This window comes from Ochrobactrum teleogrylli (assembly GCF_037482325.1).
GTDB lineage: Bacteria > Pseudomonadota > Alphaproteobacteria > Rhizobiales > Rhizobiaceae > Brucella > Brucella teleogrylli.
The window spans coordinates 96209-112712 of record NZ_JBBHKQ010000003.1; the positions used below are offsets into that span (position 1 = coordinate 96209).

The window sequence follows — 16504 nt, forward strand, 5'->3', positions numbered from 1 at the left end:
GCCATTCAATGAATTTCCTTCATAGCTTTGGTTCCGCCATGTTGTTATCGCAGTTTGCCAGCCGTCAACTGGAGGGCCTGCATACGCTCATTGATCGGAAACGCATTCCGGTCGAGAAGTCTGATGATTTTTATCGACAGGCACTCGCTCTCGACAGGATTGTGGGCGAGGGGAGGTTCGGCCGCTGTTATCACCGATATTCTTTGACCAGAAAGGTCACGGTCGCAGCGGCGTCGATTATCATTGTTCCGGCGTTGGCTGTCTTTCTGTTGTCGAAAGTGCCGTCGTTTGGCGGCCCGATAAACGAAATGACGGCATTGCTCATGTCAGATTTCATGCGGTTCGTTTATATTGTGGGCACGGCAAGCGGAGTGCTGCTTCTGGTGCTGGCTGTAGGCCATTTCTATTCGCGCGCGCTTCTGAACAGGCTTTTGGGGCCGGAGCTTGCTCAACTGTGGCAATCAATTATTCGGAAGTGGGCTCCTGAACTGCAGCATCAAGATGCTTTAAGCCGTAACGACCCTGACGAAATCGCAGCTTTGATCGTGAACTGCCAGCGTTGAGACCTAGGCGGTTTCGCTGCAAAACCGAAGACACAGTGTATTGATGTCTTGAAGTAATAAGACATCCGGAAACGGAAATTGAGGGGAGTAGTGGTGCCAACAGGAAGATCGATCTGTATTTAGGAATTGTTGAATCAAACAATTGATGAGGAATGTTATGAAAGCATATCTTTTGGCCGCCGCACTCGTAGTTGCAGCTACTCCTTCTTTTGCCTGCACGGCCGAAGAAGCGACTGCAAAGGCAACCGAGGTCTCGCAAAAGATGCAGGAACTAGCAGCAAAGGACCCTCAAAAGGCTGCAGCCGTTGCTCAGAAGATGTCGGCTGCTCAAACGCAGGCCGCGACGGATCTCGACGGAGCCTGCAAGGTCTATGACGATATGCTCGCTGAGCTGAATTAATTTTGATGCTTGATGGCAGCGCCTTATGGGGGCTGCCATCGACTTGTCCCCAGACAATTGCTGACGTCAGGACTTGGTGTTTGCGTCTTCCGCGAGCCGTTCTTGGCTAAAGGTGGCGAAGTCAAACAGAAACCGTTCGGCAACCTGCCGGTTGGAAGGAATCTCGAGTATTTTCAGGATCTGTTCCGGCGCCTCATTCATGACAGCAAGCCGGAAGAAAAGGCTCTCGTTGAAACCAGAGCTTACAGTCGAAAGCACTGTTCTGAGCGTTTCCAGCATATCGTCTCCACGATGCGAAGCATGGACGAGTGCAATAGGCTTCGCGATCACCTGATCGCCGGAAACAAGCCAGTCGATGGCGTTTTTCAAGCCGCCTGGGAGACTGCGGACATATTCGGGGCTTGATATGATCAACCCATCACTTTCCGAAACAGCCCGTTTGAAAAGCCGCACATTATCGGGCTCGTCGGAACCCTCGAGGTCGGGCGAAAAGACTGGCAAGTCTCCGATACCATCAAACACATTGATGACGACATCCTTCGGAGCAATCGATTGCATAGCTCTCAATAAAGCCGTGTTAGTGGACCGTCGGCGTGCGCTGCCTGAAATTGCAAGTATGTTCATGATCGAAAATGCCAATCTTTCTGATCGTCGGATCTAACCTGGCCGCGGCTGCGTGGAAAGTCTGACAAAGCGCACATCCGGTCTGGATGGAAAACACCTCACGACAAACGGAGTATAGTCCAGTTCGAAATACGACATTATGCTGATAAACAGATTCTTGCAGAATAACGGTTTGTAAGAGGGAGTTTATGCGAAAATCCCGAGTTCTTCTGACATTGGCCACCATATTGTTTGCCAATGTCAGTCTTGCGGAGGAGGTGGACCAAAAGTTGATAGCAGCTGGTTCGGCTCAATGGGTTTCTAGTAGCGGGGACAAGTCACCGACGGATGCGATGATAGACATTGGTTCTATGCGTCAAGTGGGAGATGCGCTCGAGGTTATTATTCGCTGGCCTTACCTGCCAGCGTCTTATGGCCCTGAAGCAGTGGAAAAAGATCGCATCATCTGTCGGGCAGATGGAGCGTTGTCATTCAGCGTGGAGGAGGGGCACGTCTCGCCGGATGGAGATTTTCAGTTCAAGAATGTCTACGATCCGGCAAGTCAGCGAGCCGAAGCTGAAAAGCGAGCTTCTCAAACGGCTAAAATCGGCAACGGGGTCTCGTCTTATGGTTCCGATCCGCGAAGCCTCGCATGTTGGGCAGCAGCCCGCAAATGCGCCAATGAAGCATTCACCTGGCCTCCTCCACCGAACCGAACTCCGCTCGAATATACGGAACAAGCCCGTCAGATGAACGCAGATTATAACCAGATGTTTGTCCCGACCTGTAAGCTGGATTGATCGACTTCCGGTTGGCAACGCTGACAGAAAGGGCCTTCGACGTCATTGCGGCCGCATATCGTCAAGAATGACCCTCTTGGAGTTGTCCCGAACATGGCCGGAGTTGGCGCAGATGTCGGGAATTGAGCGACGGGAGAGACAGGAAGTCGACAGTAAAACCAAACTTTAAACAATGCTGGAAAGTGAAATGATAAGGAAGTTGGCGGCTATCGTCAGTGCAGTTGTCTTGACGTTTTCGATCCCTACGAAGGCTGATCGACTTGTTTGTTCCGAGTCAGAACATCTGCGCTACATGAAAATGGTCGGCGAGGTTGGTGAGATGGGGATCGATCTTAGCCCTGTGGGACAGGATCGTACGGCCTTCGAACGGTTGATTGCGGCATATGAAACGCTCAACCCGAAGGGGGCGAAGACTTCACTTTTCGTCGCATATGTCCCCACCGGTCAGATTTATAGTCAGACATGTGCGAAAGAGCGCTGTACGATGGAAGAAATGTCAGCACCAGAGCAGGCCTGTTTGATCGATCACATGAATCAATGTAGCTATGTCGCTCTTCGCTTCCGGGATGAAGCGTTCTGTTTGCTCCGTTCGCCGCGAAATTAGATGCTTGATTCATGCAATTAAGTGGAATAGCCCCTTAATTGCCCGGACAGTTTCTGCCACTTAAATAAGTGATAGGACTACTGTTCACATTATGACTGGTAATAGCATTAAGATGGAAATTCTTTCCGGCCCTGAGCGGCGTCGACGCTGGAGTACCGCGGAGAAACTTGCGATTGTCCACGAAACCTACGAGGCGGACGCAACGGTCAGTCTGGTCGCCCGTCGTCATGGCATTGCGCCTAACCAGCTGTTCGCGTGGCGCAAGCTTGCGTCACAGGGTGCATTGGTCGCAACGGCAGCCGAAGAGGAGGTTGTCCCTGCCTCGGAATACCGGGCGCTTCAGGCTCAGGTGAAGGAATTACAGCGCCTGCTGGGCAAGAAGACGATGGAAGGGGAAATTCTCAAGGAGGCCCTCGAAATCGCCAGCGGCCCAAAAAAACGCATGCTGCACTCAATCTCGCTGCCGAAGGACGTTTTGCGATGAAAGCGGTATGCGAGACGCTAGGTGTTGCCCGGTCGAATATCGCGGCGCGAGCCACAGGCACCCTTTCCAGAGCCCGAGGGAGACCTCCGCTTCCCGACGCTGATCTGGTTGCTCAGATCAAGGCGATCATTGAAGAAATGTCGACCTATGGCTATCGGCGCGTTCATGCCGTTCTGCGGCGCAAGGCCCGTGAACAGGGGCGTTCATGGCCGAACGCCAAACGTGTTTACCGCGTGATGAAGCAGCATGATCTGCTCCTTCAGCGCCATACCGGAGCTGCCGGTGAACGCAGACACGACGGGCAAGTCACCGTCGAGCGCTCCAATACCAGATGGTGCTCCGATGGCTTCGAGATCACGTGCGACAACAAGGAAAAGGTCCGCGTTGCATTTGCGCTCGACTGCTGTGATCGGGAAGCAATCGCTCATGTGGCCACGACAGAAGGCATCAAGAGCGAAGATGTGCAGGATCTTGTCATCACGGCGGTAGAAAACCGCTTCGGGCGCATCAATACGCTGGCAGAGCCCATCCAGTGGCTTACCGACAATGGTTCATGCTTCATTGCGAAAAGCACCGCGTCCTTGCTCCGGGATATCGGTATGGAACAGTGCAGAACACCAGTGCGCAGCCCGCAGTCAAATGGAATGGCTGAGGCTTTCGTCAAAACATTCAAGCGCGATTATGTCCGGATAAATCCGACGCCGGACGCCGAAACTGTCATGGCTCAACTGCCATCATGGTTCGAGCACTACAACAATCTTCACCCGCACAAGGCTTTAGGATATCAATCTCCACGAGAGTTCCTGAGCCGAAATGCTCAATTCTGAAAATGTCCGGTTTTTATGGGGCAACTCCATTAAGGGAAAATAGGCTGGTCGTCCTTCCCGACCAGCGTTGATTTATTGTGAAACTTGAAACACCGTGCCAAAAAGTATATTCTGCGATTGCATCAACGAGTGATAAGTGTGCGTTACTAGCCGGCCAGGCCTAGGTCGAAATCAAGCGTAGACATTGACCTCAATCAGTTGATTAACTACTTGAATATCAGTTCAATAATTTTCATAAGAAACCTATATCGCTGCTCAGTTTTGTTACTTTGACGCTATTCCTCTTTTACAAGCCATCAATTTGAATTGGGTATTCGTTTGACGAATAGTCAAGAACAGCCGCTTGTGGCTTCGTTGAGTGGGTAAGAACTATGGCCACTTTAAGGGTGCCACAGGGCATTGCGAGGTGCCGTAGAGAAACCTTTGACCGCCACAAGCCAATTGAATTTTTTGGACCAAAGTTTGGAACAGGTGCTTTGCGTAAAACGACAAGAGTGGGCGGCTTGACTGGTATTTAAATTCAGGAAGTTCGAACTATGATGCATAAAAGGGGAAGATTCTCGGGGGGCACAATGTACCTGTGTGGTGAAGGTATTGATGAAGTATTGATCGATCTCTATCCCGTTCTGTTAAAGGAAGGGGCAATGAACACTGGTACTCGCGGCGATATGCGAGAAAAATTGGGAGTGTCATTTCGATTATCAAACCCCCGGGCACGTATCAGCAGATCACAAGACCGTGGAAAGCCGTTCAGTGCTCTAGGCGAGTTACTTTGGTATCTAGGAGGACTGGATACACTCGAATTCATCCAGCCGTACATTCCGGGTTACACCGAAGATGCCGAGGAGGGCATACTTGCTGGCGCTTATGGCCCCCGTATTCATACAATGCATGGACACATAAATCAGCTCGAGAACGTCACTAGATTACTGCAAGCGAAATCCACGTCCAAGCGAGCCGTAATTCAGCTTTACGATGCGGCAGACATAGCAACTGATCACAAGGAAATACCCTGTACGACGGCCTTGCAGTTTGTGGCCCGTGACGGACGACTCCATATGTTTGTAACTATGCGGTCAAACGATGCGTATAAGGGGCTGCCGCACGACGTGTTTTGTTTCACAATGCTCCAGGAAATGCTTGCGACGCGTCTAGAGCTCGAGTTGGGCGAATACGTCCACTACGCTACCAGTATGCACGTTTACGAGGAATCGATCCTAGCGATGAACCAATACGTGGATGAAGGACATCAGAAAACAATACAGATGCCACCCATGCCACAAGGTGATCCATTTTCTGTAACGGACACTTTAATGCAAGCCGAGGGTGATGTCCGAGCAGAAAAGAGCATTGACGCCGCAGATTACGCATTAGAGCCATACTGGGCAGATATAATTCGCCTGTTACAGGTCTTTTGGGCGACAAAACGTCGGGACGCCCCGGGTTTTAAGAATCTCGAACGGTTGAAAGCCGAGTTTCATGACCAAGTTTATCGCACTTATCTTGAACGAAGGCAAAAGATCCGAATTCTGAGGGACGCTAAAGCAAATGGAGCAGCCTAAGATGTGGCCGAAAAGACAACAGCAGCATGAGCACCTTTTTAGTTCGCTACAGGCCCATTCGGAAAATGTCCGCGGTCTCCCTGGTATTGTAGATGATTTGGCCCGAGAAACGCTCTCGATGCAGTTCGTCGCGAGCTTAAGGCGCGAAGATTATTATAAACGAGTTCAGGAAAAGCCTATTGCTGCAAGGAGAGCAGACCCAAATTCGGGCTCATTCGATGCCGAGCGCGCTGTTGCTTATCATTTACAAAATGAAAATATTGAAGAAGCTGCTTGGCTTCTTTTTCTTATGACCCATTTCGCTCGACCGGCAACTTCTGGCTGGCTTCGTTTACGGCAGGTATATGGCCGCCTCGGTGAGGGGATATGGGACTGGCAGACTGTTTCACACAATCCACAAGGCATGATTTCCTGGCTCGCCGAGAATTGGACGAGCATCGGAGGAAAATTTGGTAACCATCGGAAGTACGAAAGTCTACGTCCGAATTCTAACAGAAGTTTCGGGGAGGTTTTGCTCAGCTATCTAGCTTGGATAGGGCCAGCAGGACATCAAGCTTTCTTCTCAACGGCTGTGCAGCAAACAGGCAATGATCCGGCGACGATATTCGATGCACTGTATAAGAACATGAACGTAAAGACATTTGGGCGTCTCGCTAAGTTTGATTATCTTGCCTTAATCTCACGATACGGTGTCGCTCCAATCGAACCGGGGAGTGCCTATTTTAAAGGCGCCACGGGTCCTACTTCAGGTGCAAAACTCCTATTTACGGGTTCACGAACGGGACCCGCAACGGAAATACAGCTGCAGAGTTGGGTGGACGAGCTAGATAAAGCCCTCGGCGTAGGAATGGCTGTAATGGAAGACGCTTTATGCAATTGGCAGAAGAGCCCAGCAGCATTCATTCATTTCAGAGGATAGCGCCGCTAGACGGTGGCGGGTTTGATTTGGCTCCAATCCCAAGTTCGCTTCAAATAATTCAATTTGTCGGGCTGTAGCATTTGGCGATGCTGCATCTGACCAACGGTTAGACCTGGTGCTACGCCAATCGAAACGCTGAAGCGTACGATATCGTCTCGTTTTGGTTCGATACGCCTGAACTCGGACTCCCGGAGGGGTGGGATAATGCATTCTGCTGCAAATTCATTGGCTTCATTCTCGCGGTCAATATCTCCTGGTTGAGACTCATCTTCTAAGAACGTGTTCGCCTTGTGGAGCACCAGATGGCCGATTTCGTGGAAAAGGGTAAACCAGAACTGATCATCCCGCTTGTAGCGGAAGCTTAGTAATAACATTGCTTTGTCAGGGTCGACCATTCGCACCGCGCCGCTGGCACGGCAGCCAGTCGGAGCCTTGACAACGACAAGCGCGACACCCGCTTCTGCGCATAATGTCTTCAACCTAGGAAGAAATAGTTGCGGATGCCGGATCATAGAAAGTCTTCGGATTTCCTTCAACCGATCCATTAGATTTCCGGAATTCCACGCGCGTGTCTGGATCATGTCGGCTTCTAACTCGCCACGCCGAAGCCATAAAAGAGTGGCGTCTTCTTTTGTAGCGAATGCTTTGGAAATCCGATAGTCGGTTTCGCCTACCAAGCGTCCATATCGACCAGACCATGAAGCCGCATCCGGCACGTTGTAAAACACCAATCTCTTGCGAATTTCTGTAGCACGGCGTTCGAGGGACATCTTGCCGCGCACTTTTTCACCCGGAGCTGGGAGGCGCAGCAGTAGATCTTCATGACCTGAGTCTTGAACTTGAGCGACGGCGCGATCTACCGCTTCTTCAAATTTTTCTTGTCTCTTCAGCCAAAATTTTACTGAAGCTCCCAACGCCGCAGAAAGCGTTGTCGCTATGGATTCATCGATTGGCCGCGAACCGTCTATTAGACCCCGGACAGTATCAATTCCGTCCTCAAATCGTTCAGCGAGTTCATGCACCGTAACGTTCCGTCGCTGCATAGTCGTACGGATCGAGTCACCAGGTTTTGAAAACCAATTGGCGGTGGCGTTTTCGTGATTCATGGTACTTCCGATATAGATGTGATCTTCACGAATTCAACGCTAGTCCAGTCAATACGATCGGCTGATGTCTTGACCGCGTTACGATCTACGCTGACGAAGGTAGCCCTATATCGCGTACTGATCAGGATTTCAAAGCTGTCATCTCCGTTGATTGTCACGTTGCCCCCAAGAAATTCATGCCATTGCGACACGTTTTCGAAAGCTTCGGCATCTGCAAGCTCCGTGATCAATTGGTCTGCGTAGGTTCTTCCGAACCGTTGCTCCGCGACGTCCCAGTTTAGACAACATTGTTTCAAATCGGCGGTATCATATGAAATCTGCATGCACGACTCAGCGTTCAGTTGCTCGATACTAGCTTGCGTGGCTTGAGCCGCGCTGACCCGGCGTCAGAGATTTTCATTGCGGAAGTGCAGACCCATGAGGCTTCGCCGCTTGTTTTTGACGGATTCGGTCGATTCGTGCCCAGTTCCTGTCGAGTTCGAGCTCTCCTGCGTCATTCATATCTATTTCGACAGCATTACAGAGTGCTGCTAAAGTAACCATCACACCGCCTGCTTCTTGCCGGGGATCGCCAGATGGTCGATCAAACACATACCCTACTAATTGGTAGGCTTCTTCCTTCGTGCAGCCGTTGGCTTGGGCAAGCTCTAGTGCTTCTTCCAAGAACCGATGATTTCGCTCGCCAATGTCGCGGTGAGCAGATTCTGGAAAGCAAGCAACAATCCATTGCCAGACGCGGCGTTGAAACGAATTAGACGGCATTTTTGCTCCTTAGAGTTTAGCTAAGAAAGCATTAATTATAGAATGAATTCAAGTTTGGTGATGGAGCACGAAGTACGGGTGTTACTAAAGGTTGTGCATAAACTGCACTTTCCGTTCCTAGTAAAAGAATGTCTACGATAAAGGCTCGAGAAAAACGCCGTGTCCTTACTTACTGCGCCCTCTATAGCAATCTTGACGCCCGTCCGCTGCGTCGCTTGGCGTTGTTGTAATAGTCGGACGCCTGCTGCACGGAGCGATGACGCGATTGTTCCATGGCTTCGGGCAATGGAATGCCACGATTGGCCGCTTCGGTGAGATAGCCGGAGCGGAGGCCGTGGGCGGAGAATTCTGTGGCATCAAGGCCCGCCATTTGGGCGCGCTGCTTGACGATCCGGTTGATGGCGCTGGGTTCCAGGGCCCGCACCGACACATTGCCCCAGCGATCGACTTTTCGAAACACGCTGCCCTTGTCGATCTTGGATGCTTCCAGCCAGCGGGTGAGGGCTTCGACGGGGCGGCCGGTCAGATAGACGATTTCGTCTTGATCGGTACCACTGGTTTTGGTGCGACCGAGATGGATGCCGAGCGAGGAGAGGGGAGGGCCGTCCTCATCGGTGACAGGGGCCTGTTTGACCAGCTGGTCTACGCGCAAGCCGGCGATTTCGCTGCGCCGGCGCCCGCCCGAGGCAAAGGCTACCATCAGGATAGCTCGATCCCGTAATGCGGTTAGATCCTCGCCGGAACAGGTTGCCAGCAGCTTGCCCAGAATATCGCCGGTAATCGCATTGGCACTCTTGCGGCTGCGCGGCCGGTTCAGGGCACGCACCGCAAGCCGGATTGCCGATTTGACGGAAGGCGATGAAAAAGATCCTTCCAGACCGCGCCAGCGGGTGAGCGTCGACCAATTGGCCAGACGCCGGCGGACGGTTGCCGGTGCATGCGGTCCGGATACGCGCAAAAAGCCTTGTCGGCGCAATTCATCTTCTACGCCGGCCGGCATGCCGTGATCAGGTTCGATCTCGCGTTGCTGTGGCCGCCACAAATGATGCGCGATGAATTTCAGCAACAGGGCTTCCGGCGCGGGAAAGGGGAGGGGGCTGCCGGTTGCGGCCATCGACCAGGCTTCGAGATAGGCCAGATCCGAAGTCAGTGCGCGCAGGGTGTTTTCGCCCATGCCTTCATTGATCAGATGGCGCAGCGTTTCGACATCCTGATCGGTCAGAACCTCGACCAGCAAATCACGGCGGTTCATCGGCAAAACGGCGGCGATAGTATCAAGTGTTTCGGCGCGCCGTTCGATGGAGGCATCCGCGATCATGGTTATGCCGTCGATGATTGAGGGTGCAGTTTGAGATCGGTTTTTCCGAAATCCTGTCCCTTGAACAGAAGCGGCGCCTTGGCAACGGATGCCACGGCGTAGGAAAAACAGTCGCCCATATTCAGCGCGGCGGGATGACGGCCTTTGCCGAACCGGTGGAAGGCACTTTCCGCCGCGCGATAATGCACCTGATCGAAGGCAATGGCCGTGGTGTTCGGCAATTCAGTGAGTTGATCGACAATGGCGGCGGCATTCAGAAAACCTTTGCCTGTGAGAACCATGCGCAGTTCCAAAAGCGTTGGCCAGCCGACGATCACCACATCACGGCGCACCAAGCTTTCGAATTGTTCCGCTTCAGGTTCGCGCAAAGCCATGGCCAGGATGACTGACGTATCGATGGCGATCATCGCGGCAGTCCGTGCTCATCATAGAGATCGTCATGGGCAGAGGTAGTGCCCTCTGGCACATCCCGCCGGCCTTCTGCCATCAAATCCAGCAGCGCGTCCATGGGCGTGAGCGCCTGTTGCTGGCGCAGTTCCTGATCGTAACGCTCCAAGGCCCGCTCGACGAGCTTGTTGATGGGTTGGCCGGTGCGTTTGGCCAGGGAATGGGCGAGATCGCGTGCTTTGCTGCTACGTACGGACAGCTGTGATTCGGACATGGCCTTAATCCTCATTGAATAGGGCGCAATATAGCAATTGACGGCGAAGATGGCAACTGTAGCGCATTAGATGGCTAATATTCGATAACCTATACTTATCGATGGTGATAAGTATAGAAAAATACCGTCGATGTAACGAAAGCAAAAGGATAATTCAGTTTCGTATAGCAATAATAGTCATACGTTTCCAATAGTTTGCCTTGATTAATGCGCTCGCCAGTTCAGCGCATATCGGGTGAATCGAAGCTGACCACTGCGCGTGTCGTTTTCCGTTTAAAATTGCAATTGCAGTCGTTAACGGAAAAAATGCACTCCATAATCCAAGTGACTGGTTGAAATAATTTACGTTTTTCAATGGGCCCACTTTTCTTATGAAGGGCCGCCTGGCACTATCGAAGCAACTTCAGTCCGATCAATGTGATGGTCGCCCAGCCAACCGTTAGCGTCAAGATGAATAGGCTCCAGTTCACACCGATATTCTCTATGCCGAAAGCCATCGCGAATGGCGCAGTGGCCGAAATGATTAGTCTGGCTGACATGATCTTGCCTTGCATTGCACCGTAGCCGTCACTGCCGAATAGTGACAGCGGCAACGTTCCGGAGACAATACTGAATAGACCGTTTCCGAAGCCAAAAAGACAGGCAAACATCATCGTCGCAATAATGGATGGGGCTCCGAATAGCAGAACAATGAGGGCTAGCCCCATCAAGGAGGCAGAGATTACTGCCAGACTGATCGGAGCGAGGTTTTTGCCACCGAGCATGTTGATCAGGCGGCTGGCTACCTGAGAAGGTCCGAATATCGCGCCAATAAATGCTGCAGAACCTGCAAGACCGAGCGCGCTCAACATCGGCACCATATGGACCAGAATGGCCGCTGCAACGAGAGCCTGCGTCGAGAATGCTACGAGTACCAGTACGAAACCTTTGCGCCGTTGATGGGCAGGCAGATCACCTGAAAAGGCGGTTGTGACTGTTTCATTCGTTGATCGTTTCCGACCACTCTTTGCAATAGAACGCGCGAGCAAAAGGTGTACCGGCACGCAGAGAAACAAATGGAGGCAAGCGAACAGCAAATAGGTCTGTTGCCAGGTAAGCCAATGTTGAAGGGTTGTTGTAATGGGCCAGAAAATTGTCGAGGCAAAGCCTGCAATCAATGTCAGATAGGTGATGCTACGCTGGGCAACATTTGGAGCTAATTGCACCAATAATGCAAAGGCTGTTCCATATTGGACGAGGTTTGCGGCGATTTCGATGATCGTTAGCGCACCTGCAAACATCAAAGCATTTGGAGAAAGCGAACACAGTATGAGAGAGACGGCGGCCAGTATCGAGCCTATCGTCATCATGCGACCTGCGCCGTAACGATCAATCCATTTGCCTAACCAGGGAGCCAGAAAGCCCCCGGCTAGCAGAGCAACCGACAGCGCTCCGAAAATCCATTCGTTGGAAACGGAGAAGTCCCGCGCCATGGTTGGCGCGAGAATGCTGAAAGAATAATATAAAGTGCCGTAACCGATATTCTGGGTCAGTCCGAGACCGGCAATGGCCGCAATGGGAAGCCGTTCAGCGCTCATATTGATTTCAACGAAACACGCTTTTCGAGTTTGGCAGCTTCTTCCTTGCGCTCGCTATAACGGTCTGTGAGATCATCCGAGATGCCACGCGTCAGAAGTGTAAACTTCATTAGTTCTTCCATCACATCGACCACGCGATCATAGAACGACGAGGGTTTCATCCGTCCAGCGTCGTCAAATTCCTGCCATGCCTTTGCGACGGATGACTGGTTTGGAATGGTGATCATTCGCATCCAGCGCCCCAGAATGCGCATCTGATTGACGGCGTTGAAGCTCTGCGATCCGCCTGAAACTTGCATCAATGCCAAAGTTCGGCCTTGCGTCGGACGAATTGCTCCACCCGGCAAAGGAATCCAGTCGATCTGCGATTTCATGACAGCGCTCATGGCTCCATGACGTTCGGGACTGGTCCAGACTTGGCCTTCAGACCAAAGCATTGCCTCACGCAATTCCTGAACCTTCGAATGCTCTGCTGAACCATCGTCTGGCAAAGGAAGACCATTGGCATGAAAGACACGCGTTTCAGCACCCATCGCATCGAGCAGACGCTGCGCTTCCAGCGTCAGAAACCGACTATAGGAACGGTCACGAAGTGAGCCATAGAGCAAAAGGATACGAGGCTTATGCTTTGGAAAGTCGGCGCGTAATGCATCCAGGTCAGGCAATGCGAAGGAATTCTGATCGAGGTTCGGCAGGTCCATATCAGCGGGACTTTCTTTGATAGGTGATGACTTCTCCGTCCTCTTTGGTGAATGACGACACCGGGTTTTCCAGAATGTCGAGAACCAGTTCTGACGGACGGCACAGTCTGGTGCCAAGTGGCATTTCCACGATTGGACGATTGATCAGGATAGGATGCGCCATCATGAAGTCGACCAGTTCATCATCGGTCCATTTGGGATCGGACAATCCCAACTCGGCATATGGTGTGCCTTTCTCGCGAAGGCGGATTTTGTACATATTCAATGACGACAGGCTCTTCGCCGCTGGCACGGATCAAGGCCAATGTGTTGCGAGAGGTGCCACAGTTCGGATTGTGATAGATCGTAACTGACATCAGAGTTTTCCTGTTTCCGTGACTGGCTTTTGATTGGCACCGCGTTCGTACCAGCCCTTGGAGCGGTTCACGATCCAGACGACCGAGAGCATGACGGGCACTTCAACAAGAACGCCAACCACTGTTGCGAGTGCTGCGCCAGAGGAGAAGCCGAAAAGGCTGATTGCGGCTGCTACTGCCAGCTCGAAGAAGTTGGATGCGCCAATCAAAGCCGAGGGACCGGCGACGCAATGTTGCTCGCCTGAAATGCGATTCAACAGATAAGCGAGGCCAGAGTTGAAATAGACCTGGATGAGGATCGGGACGGCCAGCATCGCAATGATCATAGGCTGGGCGATGATCTGCTCTCCTTGAAACCCGAATAGCAGAACAAGTGTCGCCAAAAGCGCAATCAGGGACAGCGGCTGTAGCGTTCTGAGCATTGCATCGAAAGCTCGTTCTCCGCCACTGGCGAGAATACTTCTGCGCAGGATTTGCGCGATAATCACCGGAATGACGATATAGAGGACAACCGACAATACGAGCGTATCCCACGGGACAGTAATTGCCGACAGTCCGAGCAGTAGCCCGACGATAGGGGCAAATGCCACAACCATGATCGCGTCATTCAGTGCGACCTGCGACAGCGTGAAATGCGGCTCGCCCTTGGTCAGGTTGGACCAGACGAACACCATTGCCGTGCAAGGGGCGGCTGCCAGAATAATCAGTCCAGCAATGTAGGAATCGATCTGGTCTGCAGGCAGATAAGGGCGAAACAACCAGCCGATAAATAGCCAACCGAGAAGCGCCATAGAGAATGGTTTGACGGCCCAATTGATAAAGAGCGTGACGCCAATGCCGCGCCAATGTTCGGTAACCTGTCTCAAGGCGCTGAAATCGATCTTCAGCAACATGGGGATGATCATGAGCCAGATGAGAATGGCGACTGGAATGTTGACCCGAGCAAGTTCAGCAGAACCTATGGCGTGAAACACAGTTGGAAAGAAGTGGCCCAGAGCTACGCCTGCGACGATGCACAGAGCCACCCAGACAGTCAGATATCGTTCGAATGTGGACATCAGTTATTCTCCACATTTGTCTGTGTGCTACCTTCCATGGTGCCGATTTCTTTCAGATGATTTTGAAGCGCCAAGCGGTCTATCGTGGCGTGGGGAAGGCTCAGGAATGCTGATATCCGGTTTTTCATAAAGCGGGCCGCCTGTGCAAAGGCGCGCTGTTTTTCTGCGTCATTTCCTTCTACGGCGGCAGGGTCTTCGATGCCCCAGTGGGCTGTCATGGGATGGCCAATCCAGACAGGGCAGGCTTCTCCCGCAGCATTGTCACAGACCGTAAAAATGAAATCCATCTGAGGGGCGTCGGTACCTGAAAACACATCCCAGCTTTTTGAGCTCAGGTTCTCCGTGGAATAGCCAAGAGCATCCAGTTCCTTGATTGCGAGAGGATGAACGTCGCCTTTTGGCTGACTACCAGCCGAATAGGCGTGAAAACGTCCTTCGCCATCCTTGTTCAGAATTGCCTCGCCCAAAATTGAGCGTGCGGAATTGCCCGTGCACAGGAAGAGCACGTTGTAGACCCGATCCGTCATTTTATCAGTCCGTTTGTGTAAGGCCGAATTCAGCGGCCTTGTGTTACTGGGCGACCGTCTTTGGTTCGCAACAGGGTGTCAGGCTTTTTATAAGAGGTGCACAGAGCTCGGCACTGCCGCCACAGCAGTCCTTGATCATGAAAAGGGTCAGTTCTCTAAATCGGTCGAGATCAGCGCGATAGATGATCGAGCGGCTCTGACGTTCGCCCTTCACAAGTCCGGCACGAGACAATGTCGCCAGATGCGCAGACATTGTGTTCTGCGGAACATCCAGAATGCGTGCCAGTTCCCCTGCCGGAATACCGTCAGGTTCATGCTTCACCAGCAGGCGGAATGTGTCGAGCCTTGTCGATTGGGCGAGGGCGGCTAACGCCGTAATTGCTTCTTCATTTTCCATACATCTAGAATAATCGATATGAAGAGCCTGTCAATAGGCAAAGCTGTTTCGACACATTGTCGCCAGTTCGTAAAATTGTCCGGCTGTCTAGCTCCCAAGTCGCCCGGAGGCGTATTGCGCAAGACCTGGGGAATTCACAATTGATAGTTGGTACAGCAGCATTCATACATTGGCAGCATTGTTGATATGGATAGCCGCGGACCGCTGTTGAGAACCGCAGATTATATGACCAAGGAAGCATTTTTAGCGAAGCAGCCAGTCTGAGTTTACAGCAATGGAATTGGAGCCTTATTTGCTTTCTCCTTACATAAAGCGCATGATGATTATAACGACAGTAATTGAAACGGGTGCTGTCATTTGGGCTTCAAATGCCTGACCCGCAACTAAGGAGGACGAAATGTCTTCCATCGCGTTGAATTCCAGAAACATCACTATGATTTCGCGACTTCTAAGGGAGGCTCGCAAACCCGGCGACACACAAGATTTGCGCACTGATGCTGCACGTTATCTGACACGTCGATTTCAGGAGGGAACACGTGACGAAGGTCGGCTACAGATCGCCCTGACACAGTTTATCAAGAAACATCGAAGAATGGCAAAGGCCGCCGATCGTTTGGATGACTAAGGCGGCGCAGTAAAAAGCGAAAAGTAATGGCCCTTTCATTTCCAAACCCCAGCAGAAGTTTCGATGATCTTGAGGTGGGCGTGCGATTTGTCGGCTACGATGGAATGACCTCCGTCCCATTTCTATTCGATAAGCCCGCCCTGGAGAAGAATGGCGCCATTGCAGCGACGGAATCATCGCTTCTTGCTGCCTTCGACGCCTCACGGAAACTGATCTACGATGCTGCTCGCGAGGTCTATTCAAAGGCTCGGCAAACTTCCTATCGCATCACCGTGGAGGACATGAAGTAGCTTTTTATGCAATGATTGTGCCGGTCTGCCGTCGCAATTCAGCCTCAGTTGCTTTGCTCAAATTTAAAGCGCATGGTGCATGTCTCGACAGCTTTTGAAACGGGCGCTGTCGGTTGCGAGTGCATACTCCAGCCCCAATACAAGGAGGACGAAATGTCTTCCAAAATTATCAAGCCCTACTTTGGACCTACCGACTTTCGAATGATGCGTGAAATACTGCGACGCGCCGGCTATCGGCTTTACGATACCGCAGAAAACCGTGCCGCTCACATATTCGCAGCAAGGCTACTCATTCAGGAATTTCAATCTGGACGCTCACCATCGTGAGGGATGCCGCAGGTTTCTCGGCAACATGCCCGTAAGA

General features: G+C 51.9%; 22 protein-coding genes and 1 pseudogene. 10 read left to right on the plus strand and 13 right to left on the minus strand.

Features of this window, described 5'->3' with window-relative positions; all coding sequences use genetic code 11:
- The first annotated feature begins 8 nt into the window (after window positions 1-8).
- Window positions 9-563 carry a DUF6097 family protein gene (locus WIX40_RS23075; protein WP_182506596.1) on the plus strand — a complete coding sequence of 185 codons (555 nt, stop codon included), beginning with the start codon at window positions 9-11 and terminating at the stop codon, window positions 561-563.
- Window positions 564-720: 157 nt separating this feature from the next.
- The gene (locus WIX40_RS23080) at window positions 721-963 is read left to right on the plus strand and encodes a hypothetical protein (protein ID WP_182506595.1); all 243 of its coding nucleotides are present in this window, start codon (window positions 721-723) and stop codon (window positions 961-963) included.
- A 66-nt stretch (window positions 964-1029) separates the two neighbouring features.
- Here WIX40_RS23080 and WIX40_RS23085 read toward each other — a convergent pair whose 3' ends face one another.
- On the minus strand, window positions 1030-1587 hold the full coding sequence (locus WIX40_RS23085) for an NADPH-dependent FMN reductase (protein WP_339442483.1): 558 nt from the start codon (window positions 1585-1587) through the stop codon (window positions 1030-1032).
- A 188-nt stretch (window positions 1588-1775) separates the two neighbouring features.
- Here WIX40_RS23085 and WIX40_RS23090 point away from each other — a divergent pair, with 188 nt between their 5' ends.
- The 5 genes from WIX40_RS23090 (at window position 1776) to WIX40_RS23110 (ending at window position 6762) form a co-directional block, all read left to right on the plus strand.
- A complete protein-coding gene (locus tag WIX40_RS23090; protein ID WP_182506594.1) occupies window positions 1776-2366 on the plus strand; it encodes a hypothetical protein in 591 nt (196 codons plus the stop codon).
- A gap of 187 nt (window positions 2367-2553) precedes the next feature.
- Window positions 2554-2970 carry a hypothetical protein gene (locus WIX40_RS23095; protein ID WP_182506593.1) on the plus strand — a complete coding sequence of 139 codons (417 nt, stop codon included), beginning with the start codon at window positions 2554-2556 and terminating at the stop codon, window positions 2968-2970.
- 91 nt (window positions 2971-3061) lie between these two features.
- Window positions 3062-4281, plus strand: a protein-coding gene (locus WIX40_RS23100) for an IS3 family transposase (RefSeq protein WP_339441987.1) whose coding sequence is annotated in 2 segments (ribosomal slippage) — window positions 3062-3398 and window positions 3398-4281 — 1221 coding nt in all. Because the reading frame shifts where the segments join, the coding sequence is not laid out codon by codon here.
- Window positions 4282-4853: 572 nt separating this feature from the next.
- Complete coding sequence (locus WIX40_RS23105) at window positions 4854-5843, plus strand: thymidylate synthase (protein WP_262077855.1); 990 nt, start codon at window positions 4854-4856, stop codon at window positions 5841-5843.
- Window positions 5830-6762, plus strand: a complete 933-nt coding sequence (locus tag WIX40_RS23110) for an alpha-glutamyl/putrescinyl thymine pyrophosphorylase clade 3 protein (RefSeq protein ID WP_262077853.1) — start codon at window positions 5830-5832, stop codon at window positions 6760-6762. The genes WIX40_RS23105 and WIX40_RS23110 overlap by 14 nt, the downstream gene beginning before the upstream one ends.
- 5 nt (window positions 6763-6767) lie before the next feature.
- Here WIX40_RS23110 and WIX40_RS23115 read toward each other — a convergent pair whose 3' ends face one another.
- The 12 genes and pseudogenes from WIX40_RS23115 to WIX40_RS23170 all read right to left on the minus strand — a co-directional run bounded on the left by WIX40_RS23115 (window position 6768) and on the right by WIX40_RS23170 (window position 15225).
- Complete coding sequence (locus tag WIX40_RS23115) at window positions 6768-7868, minus strand: ImmA/IrrE family metallo-endopeptidase (protein ID WP_182506592.1); 1101 nt, start codon at window positions 7866-7868, stop codon at window positions 6768-6770.
- A complete protein-coding gene (locus WIX40_RS23120; RefSeq protein WP_182508354.1) occupies window positions 7865-8191 on the minus strand; it encodes a hypothetical protein in 327 nt (108 codons plus the stop codon). The genes WIX40_RS23115 and WIX40_RS23120 overlap by 4 nt, the downstream gene beginning before the upstream one ends.
- A 73-nt stretch (window positions 8192-8264) precedes the next feature.
- On the minus strand, window positions 8265-8630 hold the full coding sequence (locus WIX40_RS23125) for a hypothetical protein (protein WP_182506591.1): 366 nt from the start codon (window positions 8628-8630) through the stop codon (window positions 8265-8267).
- A 181-nt stretch (window positions 8631-8811) separates the two neighbouring features.
- A complete protein-coding gene (locus WIX40_RS23130) occupies window positions 8812-9948 on the minus strand; it encodes a site-specific integrase (protein ID WP_210272990.1) in 1137 nt (378 codons plus the stop codon).
- Between the two features lie 2 nt (window positions 9949-9950).
- The gene (locus WIX40_RS23135; RefSeq protein ID WP_182506590.1) at window positions 9951-10355 is read right to left on the minus strand and encodes a type II toxin-antitoxin system VapC family toxin; all 405 of its coding nucleotides are present in this window, start codon (window positions 10353-10355) and stop codon (window positions 9951-9953) included.
- Window positions 10352-10609, minus strand: coding sequence for a type II toxin-antitoxin system VapB family antitoxin (locus tag WIX40_RS23140; protein WP_182506589.1), 258 nt, complete (start codon window positions 10607-10609; stop codon window positions 10352-10354). The genes WIX40_RS23135 and WIX40_RS23140 overlap by 4 nt, the downstream gene beginning before the upstream one ends.
- A gap of 389 nt (window positions 10610-10998) precedes the next feature.
- Window positions 10999-12186 carry an arsenite efflux MFS transporter ArsK gene (arsK, locus tag WIX40_RS23145; RefSeq protein ID WP_339442489.1) on the minus strand — a complete coding sequence of 396 codons (1188 nt, stop codon included), beginning with the start codon at window positions 12184-12186 and terminating at the stop codon, window positions 10999-11001.
- Window positions 12183-12887: an arsenical resistance protein ArsH gene (gene arsH, locus WIX40_RS23150; protein ID WP_171380384.1), complete on the minus strand. Its 705-nt coding sequence runs from the start codon at window positions 12885-12887 to the stop codon at window positions 12183-12185. Before arsH ends, arsK begins: the two co-directional genes overlap by 4 nt.
- Window position 12888: 1 nt before the next feature.
- A pseudogene (locus tag WIX40_RS23155) lies at window positions 12889-13243 on the minus strand (ArsC/Spx/MgsR family protein).
- Window positions 13243-14301: an ACR3 family arsenite efflux transporter gene (gene arsB, locus WIX40_RS23160; protein ID WP_339442494.1), complete on the minus strand. Its 1059-nt coding sequence runs from the start codon at window positions 14299-14301 to the stop codon at window positions 13243-13245. Before arsB ends, WIX40_RS23155 begins: the two are co-directional and overlap by 1 nt.
- Window positions 14301-14828 (minus strand): arsenate reductase ArsC, encoded by a 528-nt coding sequence (locus tag WIX40_RS23165; RefSeq protein ID WP_339442496.1) that lies wholly within the window; start codon window positions 14826-14828, stop codon window positions 14301-14303. Before WIX40_RS23165 ends, arsB begins: the two co-directional genes overlap by 1 nt.
- 43 nt (window positions 14829-14871) lie before the next feature.
- Entirely contained in the window at window positions 14872-15225 is a 354-nt protein-coding gene (locus WIX40_RS23170; RefSeq protein ID WP_312472709.1) for an ArsR/SmtB family transcription factor, read from the minus strand.
- Between the two features lie 397 nt (window positions 15226-15622).
- On the opposite strand from WIX40_RS23170, the gene WIX40_RS23175 reads away from it, so the two are divergent.
- The 3 genes from WIX40_RS23175 (at window position 15623) to WIX40_RS23185 (ending at window position 16467) form a co-directional block, all read left to right on the plus strand.
- On the plus strand, window positions 15623-15850 hold the full coding sequence (locus WIX40_RS23175) for a hypothetical protein (RefSeq protein ID WP_339442499.1): 228 nt from the start codon (window positions 15623-15625) through the stop codon (window positions 15848-15850).
- A gap of 26 nt (window positions 15851-15876) precedes the next feature.
- A complete protein-coding gene (locus WIX40_RS23180; protein WP_128095036.1) occupies window positions 15877-16140 on the plus strand; it encodes a DUF1488 family protein in 264 nt (87 codons plus the stop codon).
- A 153-nt stretch (window positions 16141-16293) separates the two neighbouring features.
- A complete protein-coding gene (locus WIX40_RS23185; RefSeq protein ID WP_161624171.1) occupies window positions 16294-16467 on the plus strand; it encodes a hypothetical protein in 174 nt (57 codons plus the stop codon).
- Window positions 16468-16504: the final 37 nt, after the last annotated feature.